The 17225-nt window shown below is 33.8% G+C and carries 16 protein-coding genes, 1 other RNA gene and 1 pseudogene; 3 read left to right on the top strand and 15 right to left on the bottom strand.

The window, feature by feature from the left end; all coding sequences use genetic code 11:
• Nucleotides 1-75: 75 nt before the first annotated feature.
• From LB100_RS04145 to ssrA, 8 genes are all read right to left on the bottom strand, one after another.
• On the bottom strand, nucleotides 76-1251 hold the full coding sequence (locus tag LB100_RS04145; RefSeq protein WP_456201543.1) for an ankyrin repeat domain-containing protein: 1176 nt from the start codon (nucleotides 1249-1251) through the stop codon (nucleotides 76-78).
• A gap of 332 nt (nucleotides 1252-1583) precedes the next feature.
• A complete protein-coding gene (ispG, locus tag LB100_RS04140; protein WP_456201523.1) occupies nucleotides 1584-2864 on the bottom strand; it encodes a flavodoxin-dependent (E)-4-hydroxy-3-methylbut-2-enyl-diphosphate synthase in 1281 nt (426 codons plus the stop codon).
• 16 nt (nucleotides 2865-2880) lie between these two features.
• Nucleotides 2881-3507 (bottom strand): TRP75-related protein, encoded by a 627-nt coding sequence (locus tag LB100_RS04135; RefSeq protein ID WP_143689617.1) that lies wholly within the window; start codon nucleotides 3505-3507, stop codon nucleotides 2881-2883.
• Nucleotides 3508-3680: 173 nt separating this feature from the next.
• Nucleotides 3681-4250, bottom strand: a complete 570-nt coding sequence (locus tag LB100_RS04130) for a hypothetical protein (protein WP_456201522.1) — start codon at nucleotides 4248-4250, stop codon at nucleotides 3681-3683.
• A gap of 181 nt (nucleotides 4251-4431) precedes the next feature.
• On the bottom strand, nucleotides 4432-6543 hold the full coding sequence (locus tag LB100_RS04125) for a DNA translocase FtsK (protein ID WP_264720065.1): 2112 nt from the start codon (nucleotides 6541-6543) through the stop codon (nucleotides 4432-4434).
• Nucleotides 6544-6822, bottom strand: a complete 279-nt coding sequence (locus tag LB100_RS04120) for a YggT family protein (protein ID WP_012481756.1) — start codon at nucleotides 6820-6822, stop codon at nucleotides 6544-6546.
• Between the two features lie 490 nt (nucleotides 6823-7312).
• Nucleotides 7313-7741, bottom strand: a complete 429-nt coding sequence (locus tag LB100_RS04115; RefSeq protein WP_456201521.1) for a ClpXP protease specificity-enhancing factor SspB — start codon at nucleotides 7739-7741, stop codon at nucleotides 7313-7315.
• 16 nt (nucleotides 7742-7757) lie between these two features.
• Nucleotides 7758-8090: a transfer-messenger RNA gene (gene ssrA / locus LB100_RS04110) on the bottom strand.
• A 465-nt stretch (nucleotides 8091-8555) separates the two neighbouring features.
• Between ssrA and LB100_RS04105 the strand changes: the two genes are divergently transcribed.
• A complete protein-coding gene (locus LB100_RS04105; protein WP_264337089.1) occupies nucleotides 8556-9536 on the top strand; it encodes a hypothetical protein in 981 nt (326 codons plus the stop codon).
• A 52-nt stretch (nucleotides 9537-9588) separates the two neighbouring features.
• Here the strand turns inward: LB100_RS04105 and cgtA are convergent, their stop codons facing one another.
• The 7 genes from cgtA to LB100_RS04070 are packed head-to-tail and all read right to left on the bottom strand — an operon-like array spanning nucleotide 9589 to nucleotide 15140.
• The gene (gene cgtA / locus LB100_RS04100) at nucleotides 9589-10611 is read right to left on the bottom strand and encodes an Obg family GTPase CgtA (RefSeq protein WP_456201520.1); all 1023 of its coding nucleotides are present in this window, start codon (nucleotides 10609-10611) and stop codon (nucleotides 9589-9591) included.
• The gene (eno, locus tag LB100_RS04095) at nucleotides 10599-11867 is read right to left on the bottom strand and encodes a phosphopyruvate hydratase (RefSeq protein WP_456201519.1); all 1269 of its coding nucleotides are present in this window, start codon (nucleotides 11865-11867) and stop codon (nucleotides 10599-10601) included. The genes cgtA and eno overlap by 13 nt, the downstream gene beginning before the upstream one ends.
• Nucleotide 11868: 1 nt before the next feature.
• The gene (locus LB100_RS04090) at nucleotides 11869-12873 is read right to left on the bottom strand and encodes a recombinase zinc beta ribbon domain-containing protein (RefSeq protein WP_456201518.1); all 1005 of its coding nucleotides are present in this window, start codon (nucleotides 12871-12873) and stop codon (nucleotides 11869-11871) included.
• A 9-nt stretch (nucleotides 12874-12882) separates the two neighbouring features.
• Nucleotides 12883-13494: an SURF1 family protein gene (locus LB100_RS04085; protein WP_456201517.1), complete on the bottom strand. Its 612-nt coding sequence runs from the start codon at nucleotides 13492-13494 to the stop codon at nucleotides 12883-12885.
• Nucleotide 13495: 1 nt separating this feature from the next.
• On the bottom strand, nucleotides 13496-13972 hold the full coding sequence (gene bfr, locus LB100_RS04080) for a bacterioferritin (protein ID WP_456201516.1): 477 nt from the start codon (nucleotides 13970-13972) through the stop codon (nucleotides 13496-13498).
• Nucleotides 13973-14025: 53 nt separating this feature from the next.
• On the bottom strand, nucleotides 14026-14499 hold the full coding sequence (locus LB100_RS04075) for an RDD family protein (protein ID WP_064085312.1): 474 nt from the start codon (nucleotides 14497-14499) through the stop codon (nucleotides 14026-14028).
• Nucleotides 14499-15140, bottom strand: a complete 642-nt coding sequence (locus LB100_RS04070) for an HAD family hydrolase (RefSeq protein WP_264720076.1) — start codon at nucleotides 15138-15140, stop codon at nucleotides 14499-14501. The genes LB100_RS04075 and LB100_RS04070 overlap by 1 nt, the downstream gene beginning before the upstream one ends.
• 143 nt (nucleotides 15141-15283) lie before the next feature.
• Here LB100_RS04070 and LB100_RS04065 point away from each other — a divergent pair, with 143 nt between their 5' ends.
• On the top strand, nucleotides 15284-16468 hold the full coding sequence (locus LB100_RS04065) for a hypothetical protein (RefSeq protein WP_456201515.1): 1185 nt from the start codon (nucleotides 15284-15286) through the stop codon (nucleotides 16466-16468).
• A gap of 291 nt (nucleotides 16469-16759) precedes the next feature.
• Nucleotides 16760-17225: pseudogene (locus tag LB100_RS04060) on the top strand (hypothetical protein); the annotation flags it as partial.

The following is a 17225-nucleotide window of genomic DNA, read 5'->3' as shown; positions in this document are numbered from 1 at the left end:
TTTCTATTCTTGTCCATTCCCTTTGACTTAGGTCTGCTGGGTGCTTTTTTCTCGTCTTTACCCAGTACTAAAACTTTAGATATTATAGCCTCTTTTACTAATCTCTGGACAAGCTCTAGCTTCGGTAAACTCAGTAGAAGGTTCTTTTGCAAAAAATGCAGCATGTACAGCATTTTTAATAAAAAAACATGCAGCAAGTGCAAATATTGCTGTCGGTACATAGCGCACAGGAGAAGCTATACTAAAAAAAGTAGCAGAAGCGACTATTAAGCAACAACAAGTCAGTATCGTTTGATCACGTAGATAACGTCTATCAACTCCACCGTACTCAGCCATCAACCTTTTAACTTTATCATTGTTACCGTATGGCAGAGTAAGCGTTTTAATCAAATTCATTACACCATTATTAGTGAAATATGGAGCACACTCTATAACTCTGGAGCCATTAACCTTCTGATTAGGATCTGCACCATACTTTAGAAGCAACTCTACATATTTTTCGCGTTTATCGTTGTCACAATTGATTGCTTGATATAATGGACCTCGACCATTTTCATCTAACATATTAGGATTAGCACCATATTTCAAAAGTATTTCCATAGTATGATCATCATCACACAAAAACGCTTCAAACAACGGATTTTTACCATTTTCATCTAACATATTAGGATTAGCACCACATTGTAACAATAACTCTACAATTATGCTGTCGTCGAGAACCATATAATAGTATAACGAAGCTTCATTATGTAATAGCTTTATATTAGGATCAGCACCATTTTCTAAAAGAAGTTTCAAAATACTATAATTTCTTGAATCTTTAGCTTGCATTAAAGCAATAGATAATGGAAAGTAAATATAAATAAGTTTTTCATTGATGTAATCACCAAATCTTCCATCTTTACTGCTTTTGAATTTGGAAAAAAGCTTTTCAAGAAACTTTATATCCTGATTATATAGAGCCCTACTTAAGTAAAACCTCAAATCTCCAGGCGAATTAATTTCATTTAAATTTTCGTCAGTTAGATTTGTAACCTCTTCTATGCTTTCCTTAGTAAGAAATTCATATGCAGAACCTAGCTGCTTAAATTTTTCTTCATTTTGTTTCTTCACAACCTCATTTTTACCTGAATGTTTATCAGGATGATATTTCAAGGCTAATTTTCTATACGCTGATTTAATTTCTTGTTCACTGGGCGCATCGCTTGATTCAAAACCTAATATTTTTAAAGCTTCCTTTCTACCTACAATAAATTCCCCACTGAAATATGTTAAATTAAACGTAACCCAAAATTTCAAAAAGTAAAGCTTTTTATGTCAAATTACGTCTATTTCATAACTGTACAAATATTGTAGATCAGGAAACTTCAGTCCTTGATACTGGAATAACATCTCTATACTACTTAGAGTCAATCTCAATATTAAAAAATTTCTCAAATAGAAAAAAGGCAAAAGGAACCCTGTCAGATACTATCTAGTTTTTAAATTGGCGTTCTTTATTGTCTAATTTGACATCCACTCAATAGATACCATTTTTGCATTTAATTTACAGAATGTAGTCTAAGTACAAACTTGTGAAAGGCTTATGTGTAATGCTTCTCCACATAATCACTAATAATTTCCTTAAATTCTTCAAAAATATTATCACCTTGTAAAGTTTTGAAATATTTGCCGTCTTTGTAGACTGCTGAAACAGGTTTTTCTCCGTATCCAGGCAGGCTGATCCCCAGATTTGCATGTTTGCTCTCTCCAGGACCGTTTACTATGCATCCCATAACAGCAACGTTCATATACTCTACACCAGGATTCTTTTTCTTCCATACCGGCATATGAGTTTTTATGTAGCCATTTACTTCCTTAGTTAATATACGAAAACGATCGCTACTTGTGCGTCCACAACCAGGACATGAACTCACCTGAGGGTTAAAGTAGCGCAAACCTATAGACTGCAGTATTTCCTGACATACTACCACCTCATTAGTGCGTGATTCACCAGGGCGCTGAGTTAAAGAAGCCCGGATAGTGTCTCCAATACCATTTTGCAATAAATAAGTAAGCCCTGCTGTGGTATTTACTACGCCTTTGTTACCCATACCAGCTTCGGTTAAACCCAAATGCAGCGCATAATTGGAAGATTGTGCAAGTGCCATATAAACTAAAATTAAATCTTGCACTCTACTGACTTTACATGAAATGATTATTTTCTCTGCATTAAGGCCAATCTTTTCAGCTTTTTTTGCACTACTAAGAGCAGACATTACAAGCGTCTTACGTAATATAACATCAGAAGTTTTTGGATTACTAGACAAGGAGTTTTCATCCATTAATTTTTGTGAAAGGTACTTATCAAGACTACCCCAATTTACTCCAATTCTGACAGGAAGATCATGCGTTATTGCATACTCTATAATTTTTTCAAATTTTTCATCACGTTTATCACCAAAGCCTATATTACCTGGATTTATCCTAATTTTACCCAGAATTTTAATGTTGTCTGGATAATCCTGAATCAGCCTGTAGAGCTCATATTGTCCACAGCCTACTAATATCTTACCATCAAAGCCTTCTTTATTTATTTCCTCTACTATATAAGGTATTGCTTTTGCTACTTCCTCTGAGTTCAAAGCAATTCGCACCAATTCTGAACCTGCATGCGCTAGTTCTATTACTTCTTTTGCATATTTCTGAGCACTGCTTTTTATATTGTCAGAATCTATATGTGCACCAAGTGCCATGGATTGAACAACTATAGGATTATTTCCACCTATCTTCACTTGTCCAACTTTTACAGTATGAGTTTTATGCCTGGAAACCGGCGATGACTCATATGCATCATCACTCAATGTCAGGTCTCTATCTAGCATATTATTAATCGTGACACTATTTTACTGTGTCAACTACACTGCCAAATGAACTTGAACCATTTAAACTATTTTGTGGTGTTCTATTTAGATCAGTAATAGAATCATGAGAGCACGTTCTTCTTGATGGACTTTCTTTTATAGTAACATTTATAGGGGAAACTTTTTTTTCTCGTGTTGAAGTAACTTTTTTCCCTTTTTGTTGTTCACTTTTATGCTGCTTACTTTCATACTGAGAAACTGGCTCTTGATCTATAAATACAGCACCCTTTAAACGTGCAAGATTAATACCATGCTGATTGATCATAGCATCCTCCCCATCTTCAACTATGCAAGCTCCCACGTTGTTTGGCTCGTTATCAAGGCTAGCAATTTTTTTTTCTTTTAATTTTTTGATTAGATCTTCTTTATTTATAGCTAGATCTTGTAACTTTCTTTTCTTGAGAATCTCCCTACGCTTTTCATATAGTTTATATGAATCAGCAAATTCCTCATCTGCATGAAAATTTGTACCACCAGGATTACCAGGAGGTATGTACCTTTTACTAAGCTTCACTTTAGACTTAGCTTCAACATTATGTACAGTAAAGAAACTAGAAACCAAAAGTATTAATATAAATAAAACTTTAGAAAAGATCTTAAGCATACTATAGTGAATATTGTGCTTTAAAAGATACCAATTAATAAACTTCAAGTAAATCAGAATCTCTACTAACTTTATAATACAAACATCTTTCTAAAAAATTTACTACCAAAACCTGCAAAATCTAAAAGAAGTGGAAGGTGTTACAAATTTTGTAACACCTTTTCAAGAAGAGGTTAGCACTTTTCTAAGCTATTATTTAGTTTTTCAGCACTATCGACACTAAACTTCTCATTTGTTGGTATATCTTTAGATGAGTCGTTTTTCTTTTCCCTATCAAGCTTAACTCCTTGATAAATACAGAATGCAACGAAACTAGTTACTGCTATTGCAGCAACAGCACTGACTATGGCACAAATTAGTAGTGTTTTTTCTTGATCTGCTACTGTTTCTGTCAAATCTGCAATTTGTCCCGTGTGATCAGATACTGTTTTAGATAGTCCTGGGTTTTCCTCGTCCCCTAGTACGATTTTTCGTACATCTTCAAACTGCTTAGTACCAACCTTGTCTTTTAATGCACTAAAAACTTTTCCAAACTGCTCAACATCTATCTTTTGAGCTTCTTGCCACTCTTTTAATGCACTAAATACCTCTTCAAACTGTTTAGCATCTATCTTTTGAGCTTCTTGCCATTCTTTTAATGCGCTAAATACTTCTTGAAACTTTTTAGCATCAATATTTTGACTTTCCTGCAATGCTGTTACATCCGATTTATCAAAACCGAATACAAATTTGGTTATACCCATTTTTAACCCCCTAGCTAATTAATATATTACTATTGTACGTTTTTAGTAGTTAATTTAGTATTAAACACTATACAACTGGGATCCAATAAGAAATATCTGGTCATGCGCTGGAACTTTTGAATTCCAGTTATGCAAGAGATCTATTGATCTTAAAATAACTTTCTTTGGTTTAAGTTAAGGGTTATTCTACCAATATCTCTCTCTTTCCTGAGTAACTCGGAGCACTGACAATACCTTCTTTCTCCATTCTTTCAACAATATTTGCAGCTCTGTTATAGCCTATTCTAAGTTGCCTTTGAATGTAACTAGTTGAAACCTTTTGATCTCTCTGAATGATGGCCACTGCTTGCTTGTATAGATCGTTCTCTTCATCTTCTGTTTCACCTTCTGATTCCGCGAAAGAATTTTCATCTTCTTGAGTGATTTCCTCCATGTAGTTTGGCTCACCTTGCGTTTTTAGATGATCAACTATATTTTGCACCTCATCATCACTTACAAATGGACCGTGAACTCGAATAATCTTGCCACCAGAAGCCATATAAAGCATATCACCCATACCAAGCAATTGTTCAGCCCCTTGTTCACCAAGTATTGTACGGCTATCTATCTTAGAAGTAACAGCAAAACTAATTCTCGTTGGAAAGTTTGCTTTTATCACACCTGTTATCACATCTACAGATGGGCGTTGTGTTGCCATTATGATGTGTATTCCTGCAGCACGAGCCATCTGAGCTAAACGTTGAATAGAGCATTCTATATCTTTGCCAGCAACAAGCATTAAATCTGCCATTTCATCTACAATCACCACAATATACGGAAATGTCTCCATTTTAATCGGTATTTTTTCAAACAAAGGTTTGCCAGTTGTTGAGTTAAAGCCAATCTGTACAACACGTTCCAATTCTATTCCGCTATTCATCGCTTCTGTAATTTTTTGATTATAGTTTATTACATTCCGCACATTTAAATATGACATCATACGATAGCGATTTTCCATCTCTTTCACGATCCACTTAAGAGCAATAACAGCTTTTTTTGGCTCTGTTACCACTGGTGTTATTAGATGCGGTATTGCATCATATATTGAAAGCTCAAGCATTTTTGGATCGATCATTATCATCTTGCATTCATCAGGACTTAGTCGATAAACAAGCGACAGAATCATCGTGTTAATTGCAACCGACTTACCTGACCCTGTAGTTCCGGCAACAAGCAAGTGGGGCATTTTAGTCAGATCTGCAATAACTGGTTTTCCGCTTATTTCCTTGCCAAGCGCAATTGGAAGATTTAAGTTTGCATTTTGGTATTCTGGCGATTCAAGTAAATCACGCAGCATCACAATCTCTCGCTCCTTGTTTGGCAATTCTATTCCCATGGCATTTTGTCCACGAATTATTGAAATACGTGCAGAGAGTGCACTCATTGAACGTGCAATATCATCTGCAAGACCAATTACTCTTGCAGATTTTGTACCTGCTTGTGGTTCAAGTTTGTATAAAGTCACAACCGGTCCATAACATACACTTATAATTTTTCCTTGCACGCCAAAATCACTCAGCACCTGTTCGAGCAGAGATAAATTCTTATTGCTCTCTAATGCATTCAACTGTTTTCTCTGCATAGATTCTTCTACTTTAGAAAGTAAGTGAATGCTTGGAAACTCAAACTCGCTAGAAGGTGGTTTAAAAATCTCTTCGGTAGCTTTTTTCTGTCTTTCTTTTGGTTGTTGTCTAGTGGTTCTATATTTTCCCTCTATTACTAATGGTGCTATTGAATAATCAGTAGTTTTACGTAACCTGAAAAACAGAAACTTTGCAAAAAAGGAAGCTATTTTTTTGCATAGGAAAAGTAAAGAATAAACTGTTCTCTTCCAACCAACCAACCCTACAACACCTATTGATGCTACTACTGTGAATATGTAAAATGGGCAGTGGTCAATTAGAGCATTACCGACTATTCCACCGTGCATGTATCTAGCAGTAATGCCAAGCGAAAGTTGCGACAATATAGCATATATTGCTACATTGATTAACGTTAGGTAGATAATTTTCAGCAATGATGCTCTGAAAATTAAAAAGTAAACTATGGTTGTAGCTATTGTAATACTAGCGAGTCCAAGAAATTGAACCAATATATCAGCTAAATATGAACCTACTACTCCGCCCAAATTTGTTACTTCCTGATTTGTAGCTGTATTTAAGGATGGATCTTTATAATTATAGCTAAAAACTGATATATATATATACATTAATAGTGACAAGTATATCGCTGATTTTAGCTGTTTTTTTAACATCTACTTAAAGTAATAAGTAATTGTATATTTTACAAAGTGAATTGCTATTATCAATATCATCACGGATAAATCTAATCCATTGAATGGTTGTATATACCTTCTGATAACCTTTAGTGGAGGATAAGTGAGTCTGTTTAAAGTTTGCATTATGCTGCTTACAATCTCATTATACATGTTAACTACATTCAATTTAATCAACAAATCGAGAGCAATTGAGCATATTAGAACGAAGCTGTAAAGATCAAGTAACAGGTTAAGTAAGTATATGATTGGATGCATATTACTAATTTACACTAAAACCTATTATGTGTAGTGATATGTATAAAATCAAGCCCCACAATAATTTTTATGCTGAAATAGGTGTAAACAATAAGCTATAAGATATTATACCCTTTGATTCCACGTGGATAAAAAACTTATTGATAAATTAACGGAGAGATGTGTACTGTATGAATAGCTTTTTGATCATGTTTATTACATGCAGGATAAGTGTTCAGGTACGTATGAAACCAGCGCTTCTTTTCTTGTCACCTCTTGTTACCTAAATAGCCTCTGTTCAAGTAGCCCCTTTGTTGTCATCCCAGTGCCCAGACACTGGGATCCAGATTGGCACTAAGTTGGTAAACATGAAAGCGCTTTATAACGTTTTTTATGTGAAAGCTAATGTCAGCTACTCAAATGATACCATTTGTTATAAACTCACTTTTACTCTATGGTCTTGTCGATATCCTGAACAGATACAATATTTTTTATTTATAAAATTAAGCAACTACTTATCGTAAAGTTGATCTATAGATATAATACTACCATTTGATGATTTTTCAGCACATTTTTCACTTTCGTATTCTTTATCAGAATCAACGCTAAATACTAAAATATCTCCTGAAATTTTATCATGAAACTCACTAATAGCAAAAAACGGTACAGTGACTTGTTCTTGTTTTCCACGAAAGCTCAAACTGACGCTAAACTTATCTTCAAGAACTTTTAGACCAAAAAATTGATGCTGTAATATAATAAGCATTTGAGTAGGGTATGATTCTTTCAAGTAGTCTGGTATGACAACACCATTAAAGCGCGTAAAAAATACTATTTCTAAGTGAGGAGTAAAAACATTATCTAATATAGTATCTAGAGCCTTTTTTATAACTTGAAATTTAGCATAACTAAGCGACTTCTGATAATCTGTTTTATCCATATAACCCTTACATGTTTGGGGGAACTTCTGTTACCCGGCGTTCCCTAAACCGTGCTTATAGCAATGAAGTTATAGTGCCTAAATTAAGCAGCTAATGCAACATTGTCTTCGGCAGCAAAGTTATCGTTTGCATCTAAATTATGAACTCTTAGCGGTGGTATCTAACCGAGCAAAGGTACCATCTTTACTATGCATGTCGATCCTTATTCGCCCCCGTATCAAAAATATGGTGGAGGCGCCGAGTACTGCCCTCGGGTCCAATACACCTATTACAAGGTAATTTTATTGCCATAGTGTATAAAAAATACACATGTTTATTATACAGTAGTATTGAATAAATGTCAAGTTATTGAACTCCAAATTGATTGGCAACTAAAAAACTAATATAAAAATTACTTCGCCTATTTATCTAATCTTAGTATAATCAAAGTAGAGGTATTTTTAGAGCTCAAAATCTATCTTCGTCTGCAGACTTTTCTATCAAATAATCAAACTAAGTAAAGAATGTAGCGTATCTTCTTCAGCGCAAATGGGTGCACACATATGCTTAATCTCTGTCGCATGTGCGTTACATTTTTTCTGAATCTTTTCTACGATGAGGGTAAATTTGGCTCTTTTTGCAGCTGTATATATTTTAATTAGCAATAAAATAGACATAAGGTTTCTATAGCACAAATGCTTTTGATAAAAGCTTTTTAAGCGTCTAGTCCTATTTCTTATATAAAAGAATTTAATTTATTAATAATATTTCTATTGATATTTACTACTACATATAGTATAATAAATTAGTTCTTAGTATTAAAATCTTCTTCTTATGAAGAAAAGTAGAGAGATCTTTAACAAAAGTAATACTAATCTTCTGGTTATTTCAACAATAGCTGGTGTAGCTTTCATAGCATCAGTAATGCCCATGATTGCCTTAAGTTTAACGTTACCTACAATCATTATTCTATGTGTTGTTGCTCTATTATCTGCTGTGGTTGGTATTTTTTCAATGTATTATGCTATTAGAAACAACATTAACAGATTGGGAAATGTGCTTGATATAAACAATCTCTATGCAAAGAAAGTAGATATAAAATTCTCACAAGGTGACATAATAAATGTAACCTCTAACTATAAATATCCCCTAACTGCAAAAATTCAAAAAGAGTTCGATGGGTTATGTGATATACTTTGCAATTATGTTACTGAACACGATTTACTACTTGATATAGGCTCATCACAAGAACTTACAGAAAAAAGTAGATATGAAAACATTCTCAGTGAGCTAGAAACACACACAGTACATTCACACATATTAAAAACCTCATCTTTAATCGAAAAAACATTGGCATTTTTATTTGGAATTTATCCTTGTAATATATTAACATATCCTAATCAACTAAAAATAATCAATTATAATAGTAGTAGTGGGTCTTATTGTATAAAAAAAGAAATACTTGAAAAAGATATTAATAGTATTGGTTCCGGAAATTATATCAAGTTCTGCACTTTTAAAAGAACAACAACTCAATTTCACGGTCATTCTATGTTAATAAGAAAGAATGGAAACAATGATTTTACATTTTTTGACCCTAATGATGGTATTAGATTTAACCTTACACTAAGTGAATTAGTAGCAGTTCTAAATAAAAAAATGTTCGATCATAAAAAAATGTGGTCTCATAATGATGTTGCTTTTATTGACAATACGAAGTTCTTAAAGAAAATTCAAAGCTACCCAAGCCAAGAATTGACACCTACAAATGTGAATATAGCTAAAAATGGGATCAAGGTCAATTGCAGTGTTTAATATACTGAAAGAATCGGATTTACCTTAAGTGACCAACTGTTAAATAAAAAATTTATGTCTTAAAAGGATCATACACATCAATTTTTTTAGGGTCGCTTTTTTTCATTTTCTCACTCAATAACCTCAGAATGGGCTGTAAATCATCGTCGATTGATAAACACAGTACTTCTCTATTAAGATAATTGGCTAAATGATTCTTCTTCTCAAGAATCTCTGCTTCCTCCAATAAGTCGCATTTGTTTAACACGACAGTTTCTTCCTTCTTGATAAGATCGCTATTGTAAAGCTTCAGTTCATTATGTGTACAATTATAAGCTGAGATAACGTCATCGCGCGTTACATCAATTAAATGCAGTAAAATTTTGCACCTTTCTATGTGCTTTAAAAACTTGTGTCCGAGCCCAACTCCAAGATGAGCATCAGCGATTATTCCAGGAATATCTGCTATTACAATTTCGCTATAATCCACTTTTGCTACACCTAAATGTGGTCTTATAGTAGTAAATTCATAATCGCCTACTTTCGTATCAGAATTTGAGCAGCGGGTTAAAAATTTAGATTTACCTACATTTGGCATACCAATAATGCCAACATCAGATAAAACTTTTAGCTTCAATACTATGTTTCTTTCCTCACCAGGCTGACCATGAGTAAAATGCCTTGGTGCCCTATTGGTGGAAGATTTAAAGTTAGTATTTCCAAGTCCACCTTTTCCACCTTGTACTACTTGAAATTCCATGTCGGGTTTATCAAGATCTACTATCACTTCCTCACTTTCTTCATCGATTATTTGTGTACCAACTGGAACTTTAAGTATAATATCTTTTCCTGCCGTGCCAGATTTATCTCTACTCGTACCACTTTTTCCACTACTCGCTTTAATATGTCTTCGACAACGAAAATTAAGCAAAGTGTTGAGATTTGCATCACTGATGAAAATTATGTCTCCTCCCCTGCCCCCATTACCACCGTTTGGGCCACCAAATTCAACGAATTTTTCTCGACGAAAACTAGCACAGCCATCGCCACCATCACCTGCTTTTAAATATAATTTAACTTCGTCTATGAAGTCCATGCTAACCCGCGATAATATTTAGCATTTTCTCCTAATGAACTTTCTATTCTCATCAATTCATTATACTTTGCAAGCCTATCAGAACGCGACAGCGAGCCAGTCTTTATTTGCCCACAATTCGACGCAACTGATATGTGGGATATCGTTGTGTCTTCTGTTTCACCTGAGCGATGTGAAATAATAGCCCTGTAGCCATTTAATTTTGCCATTTCAATAGCAGCAAAAGTTTCCGTAAGTGTTCCTATCTGGTTTGGCTTGATTAGTACAGCATTTGCCATTTTCTCCTCTATTCCTTTACTTATTAGTTTACAATTTGTAACAAATAAATCATCTCCAACCAATTGAACTTTATTCCCAAGTTTTACAGTAAGTAATTTCCAACCTTCATAGTCGTCTTCATTCATTGCATCTTCTATAGAAATTATTGGATATTTGCCTACAAGGTCAAAATAATACTGAACCAATTCCTCTGAAGTGAGTTCTCTGTTTTCAAATTTATAAACTCCATCTTCATAAAAAGTAGATGCAGCAACATCAAGACCCAGTGCAAAGTGATTTTTCATCGAATAACCGGCAGATTCAACAGCCTGAATTATCAAATTAAGAGCTTCTTCAGTGCTTCCAATGTTTGGTGCAAAACCACCTTCATCTCCTACGTTTGTACTATAACCTTTTTTCTTAAGAATGCTGCGCAAGTTATGAAATACCTCTGCAGATATTCTTATTGCTTCACTGAAAGTTTCAGCACCAACAGGAAGAATCATAAATTCTTGAAAATCGAGTTTATTATCCGCATGTACTCCACCATTAATGACGTTAATTAGCGGAACTGGCATCTGCTTCTCCCCTACGCCCAAATATTTATATAACGGTGTTTTGAAACTGTTTGCTGCTGCTTTTGCAACAGCAAGAGACACACCCAAAGTTGCATTTGCTCCAAGTTTAGATTTATTTTTTGTTCCATCTAGTTCAATTAAAACTTTATCAATTGCACTCTGGTTTGCTGCATCCATGCCAATGATTTTATTTGCTATCACTTCACTCACAGATTGAACAGCTTTCAGCACTCCTTTACCACAATACCTTTTTTCATCTTGATCTCTCAGCTCCAATGCTTCTAGTTTACCGGTCGAAGCCCCAGAAGGGACAGCGGCTCTACCTGTTGCTCCATCACATAGTTCTATTTCTACCTCAATTGTTGGGTAACCCCTGCTATCTAAAATTTCTCTTGCAAATACACTGCTGATCGTCTTCATATTAAACCTCTACTTTTAGCATAAGTACCGCAGTTTCTTTCGCTAGTTTAGCTATATTACTACCAGCACCAATAAATAATACTACATCTCCTGAACTTGTCGAATTACTAATAAAATGTGAAATGAGTAAAGCATCATTCATAATCTTCACATCATTAAACCCATTACTGATCAAGGCTTTTTGTATATCATCAATTCCACAGCCAGGAATAGGCTTATCTTCTGGAGGATGGACAGGAGTGAGAATTACATAATCAAACATCATGAAAATTCGTACGAACTCATCAAAAAAATTACGAACACGAGCAAAACGAAGCGGCTCGATAATTCCTGTTACCTTTCCTTTAGTGGTCAAACGTGCTGCTGCCAGGGTTGCTTGTATTTCATTTGGATGATGAGCATAGTCCTCAATTAACTTAACACCTTTAATATCGGCAATTAAAGAAAATCTCCTTGCTACTCCTTTAAATTCCAAAAGACCTTTTTTAATCTCTTCATCACTAATTCCAAGTTTCACTGCAACTGATATTGCAGCCAGGGCATTGCTAACTTTATGCATTCCTATTGCATTTGATAGCACTACATTCTTTATAATTCTGGTACAAGGTTGAATATCTTCTTTTTGTCTTTCGAGAGCGAGTTCTTTTAATCGAAACACTATATGTACATTATCATCATCAATTTCAATGCGTTGAACTAATTTTCTAATTATATTAAGTTTAGTCTCCCAATCTGCCTCTGATAAATCACACTTTTCCTTCGTTATGTGCTCTCTTACCATCTTAACTTCTTCCCATACTACCTCTTCTAGTATATCCGCGCGTATTGATTTGCTGTTACATTCACCAAAACGTTTTCCAGGACAACGATAGTAACTTCTTCCTCCCTTAGCATTACTCATTCCATAATAAACGGATTTGCAACACTGACATATCACTAACCCTTGTAATAAGTATTTTCTTCCACTTTGTTGCATTTTTTCTATTTGTAGCTTTTCTTTTTCCACACTGTATCTCTACGACTTATATATATTTTGCCTATAGTAAAATACGCACATAATGAGCCAAATCAAGGAAAGTGCAAACCAAGTAATTGCGTATTCAAGATGCTTTATTGGCTGTATAGTCAATTTGCCACCAAAATTATCTTGCCACAATATACATTTCTCTAGCTTAATACCTAGATCATTGGAGATTTCTTCTGTACTTAAGGTAAACCACGTATTTGAAGCAATATCATTTTTGATAAACCAATTTTTGCTACCATCACAATACAAAACGCCATCAGCAGCTACTTTTTCAATTTTTGCTTTTTCTTCTTTTTTTTCTCTGACTATTCCTTTATTTATTAACATGTAATGTCCATTGATAAGCAACATAGGAGACAGCACATGATAGCCACGTTGACCTGCGAAAACATATAGTTCTATATCACTTAAAATTCCGTCGATTTTAACGTGTCTGTAGTTAAACTTTGAAAGATTATAACTAGGCAGTAGACGAATAACTGGAAGATCCATATTTTTGATAATATTGTTCTTCCAATTTAACCTAAATAATTGCCATAACCCGAGTGAAAAAAGAAGTAAAAAAGGTATAATGAAAATAAATAATGTTTTTCTTAACACTCTATATTTGTGTTCTCAAGTAATTTTCGATACCTACAAGTTCAATAAGGTCGATCTGTCCTTTAATCCAATGTAAGTGCTCTTCCTCATTTTTCATTAGCTCTTCTAATAACATTACACTAACGCAATCCTTTTCTTTTTCAGCAACGGAAATTGCCTCTTTGATGCCCTTTATACCTCCTTCTTCCAACTTAAAATTATCTTCTAAGATTTTCTGTATTGTATCTTTTGTGAACTTTCCTTCATACTTTGAGATTTGATTTGTATCTTGAAAATTTGGCACGCCCTTAAGCAGTAAAATTCTTTCTGCCAGCCTATTTGCATGCTCAAGTTCTTCATTAAGCTCCTTTCTCATCTTTTCTGCAAGTTTATTGATTCCGCTATTTTTAAGAATCGCAGAATGCAAAAGATACTGGCGTACAGAAGTCAGCTCATTTGTAAGTAATTTATTTAAATGTTCTACTATTTCTTTATTCATAACCTTTCTTTAGCTAATATACCAATGTAATCTACATAACAATCAAGGCAACATCAATTCATTTTTCTCACAACAATCGTATCAAATAGCACATCATGAAATGCCTGTTTCCTCTGAGAGAAGCAAGCAACTAAATACCAACTGAAGGTAAGCATCACTATAATCACTTCTAGTGTACTTAAAGCATTTACTGATGTTTGAAAAAGTTTGATAAAGGTGATAATTGAATTATTTAGCATAGGAAGAAAAAACTGAGAGATAGTGCGATCAAATGCTAAGCTCAAACCTATTTTAGAACTATCTAAAGTGATAGTATATATATTCATTAACTGTTGACCAGGAGTTGCTTGAGCTGTTGAAGATATAAAATATGTAAAGTAGCCACAATTTATACACATGTATGACAGGTGTAAAATTAATGGAAAATCCCCTAATGACAACACAATTAGTAAGGTTGGAATTAATAAAATTGCTACATCTATTAAATATGCGCAAAAGCGCCTGTGTACACTAGCGATCTCTGTCATTACCACCTATCTTTCAAATACTTTACTATGAATTCTGTAAGTTTATTAAAATGTTGAAAATATAACAAATCTTCATAACCTCTTATTGATTGTCCGTATACAATAGGTAAGCAATTTGCATTTTGTGCACATAGAATGTCTGTGATGCTATCACCAACAAAAAACACATTTTCTCTATTTATAGGTAACGTACTCTCCTCCAGTGCAAATAGCAGTGGAGTTGCAGATGGCTTATCTTCTGCAGTATCACATGAGCCAACTATTCTTTCAAAGTAAGAATCTAGTTTAAAATAGGCAACTTCTTGACGTAAATTAGTATTTTTCTTATTGCTCACTATTGCTAGGTAAATATTGTGGCTTTTGAGTGTCTGCAGCATTTTCTCTACTCCTTCGTTCAGAGTAATATTTTGTAACAGTGCATCATCTAGGTATTTTTGATATATCTGATTCGCTTTTTTCCACTGATCACCAAACAAATTGACCATGTAGCTCTTTCTTGATTCATGAGAATTTCTATCAGCAACTTTGTTGCTGCACCCCATTGAACTCAAGGTATGCTGAATGGCATTAGAAATATTATCTTGAGTGTCAACTAAGGTATTATCCCAATCGAATACTACTGCTAACGGGCTATTTTTCATTTTTATATTGTGACGTATTTTAAGTTAATAAGTAAATGATATTTTGATGAAAAAAGCATAAATGAGGTGCTCCTTGTGTCTTAACCATTTTTACATAATTAACTAATATACTGATTTTAGTATAAGCTTTTATTTAGTTGGGTATGACACAGCTTAAAGATACACAAGATATTGAGAAGAAATTCAAGGATGTCTTTGCTGGTGCTTTTCCAGAAGGTACGTCGCTGGAAGATAAAGTGAAGATTATCAATGATTTCCGCCAGGAACTTAAAGCTTACAAAAGGCAAGTAACCAAAGAAAATCCCGGGAAAAGGTTAAAAGATATTTCTGCAGCAGATAATTCTTCACTGGGAGATAAAATCAAGACTATTGCAAAATTAAATCGTAGTCTTAGAGATCGAATGAACCGTGCAGCTAAAAAAGTAGCTAAAGATTTTGAAAAGATCGTCGAATTGAATCGGGAACTTAAAGATGTTTTTCCAGAAAATTCTTCATTGGAAGATAAAGTAAAAATTATTGTTGAATTGCACCGGGAGCTTAAAGCTCAAAAAGGGCGTAAAGATGAAGTGAAGATTATTAAAAAATTGATTCATAATCTTGAAGGTCGAATGGATCGTGCAGCCAAAAAAATAGCTGAAGATTTTAAAAAGATTGCTGGATTTAAACAAAAATTCGAAGGAAAAGACGTTTTTACAAGTAAAAAAGTTGCAGAGTTTGAAAGTAATAAAAAATCTCAAACTACATTAGAAGGCAAAATTTCTGATCAAAATAAACAAGAAAAGATTTCTGTGCAAACAGACAAAATTCGTGACTCAGTTAGCGAAATAAATACTTCTGGAAGATCTGTTTCAGAAGATAGAAACTTTCAACAAGAAAAGATTTCTGTTCAAACAGATACAGTAACTAAGTTACAACCTTCAGTAAGCAAAGATCCTATAAAAGATAAACCGAGCGATAAAAAGCCTAAAATTTCGTTAAAACAAGTCTCAGTGGATAGGAATGCTACAGAAAAAAAATCTAATAATAAAAAATCTCAGTTGAGTGAAAAGAAAAATATAGCTCAACCGAAAGAAAATCAAAAAGAAGAAGGCTTTTTGGTACGTTTTCTGAAGAAAATATTCAAAAAACTTTTTGGTGAAGATAAAAAGAGTGTAGAGGATATAAAAGGAACTACTCAAAAAAGCACTTCAAATGATGAAGGGCAACAACAAAATAAGCTCCTTTCAAGTCAAGACCAAAGCGCAAGTGAAGGTTTAAAGCAAATTGATAATCCATTGGTAACTCCTGTCACGAAAGTAGAAAAAACAAAGACAGACCATGAAAGATAATTCGCCTTAGATTTCTTGCATAGTCTGGGGTCTAATTTGTCATCCTATGGCTTGACCATAGCTAAAAATCTGGATTCCAGCTTCACGCGCTAACTTAAATTATTTATAAAATTTGTTCCGGTAAACCTAATTTGGGTTAGCTATAGAAAGCAAAACAGACACAAATCAGGAAAAAAATTAATAGAATTCCTGTTTTTATAATAAAAATAATTTATTTTTAAATATTTTATATTGATTTTATCATTAAATCTCATATAATATTAATATATTAACTTTGATGGTGGTAAAGAAATGCATGGTAGTATAAGCGACGAAGTGGTGAAAAATTTAAACGAGTTAATTAACTCTTACCAAACAAATAAACTTAGAAAAGCATTTAATAACCTTAGCGCCAACCATAAAAATGAATATATAGAGCATGTTAAAGCAAAGCCTCAAGGCTCTAAAGCTATGTCCGGCATACTAAATGCACTAGACGAGAAAGAAGCACTTTCTATCTTTAATCAGTTACCTAAAGAGTTTGCTTTCAATACACTCGATTGTATTAATCCCACATCTACTTTATTTAAAACTCTATTTGGTGAATTAGATAAAAATCAATATATAGAGCATGTTAAAGCAAAGCCTCAAGGCTCTTCAGCTATGTCCGGCATACTAAATTCACTAAGGAAAGATAAAGGTGAAGGTGAAGCACTTTCAATCTTTAATCAGTTACCTCAAGAGTATAATGCACCCCATAAACTAGACCAAAAAAAAA

Source organism: Wolbachia endosymbiont of Protocalliphora sialia (genome assembly GCF_053891855.1).
Note: the sequence above shows the minus strand (reverse complement) of the source record. Positions and strands in the feature narration are given on the sequence as shown.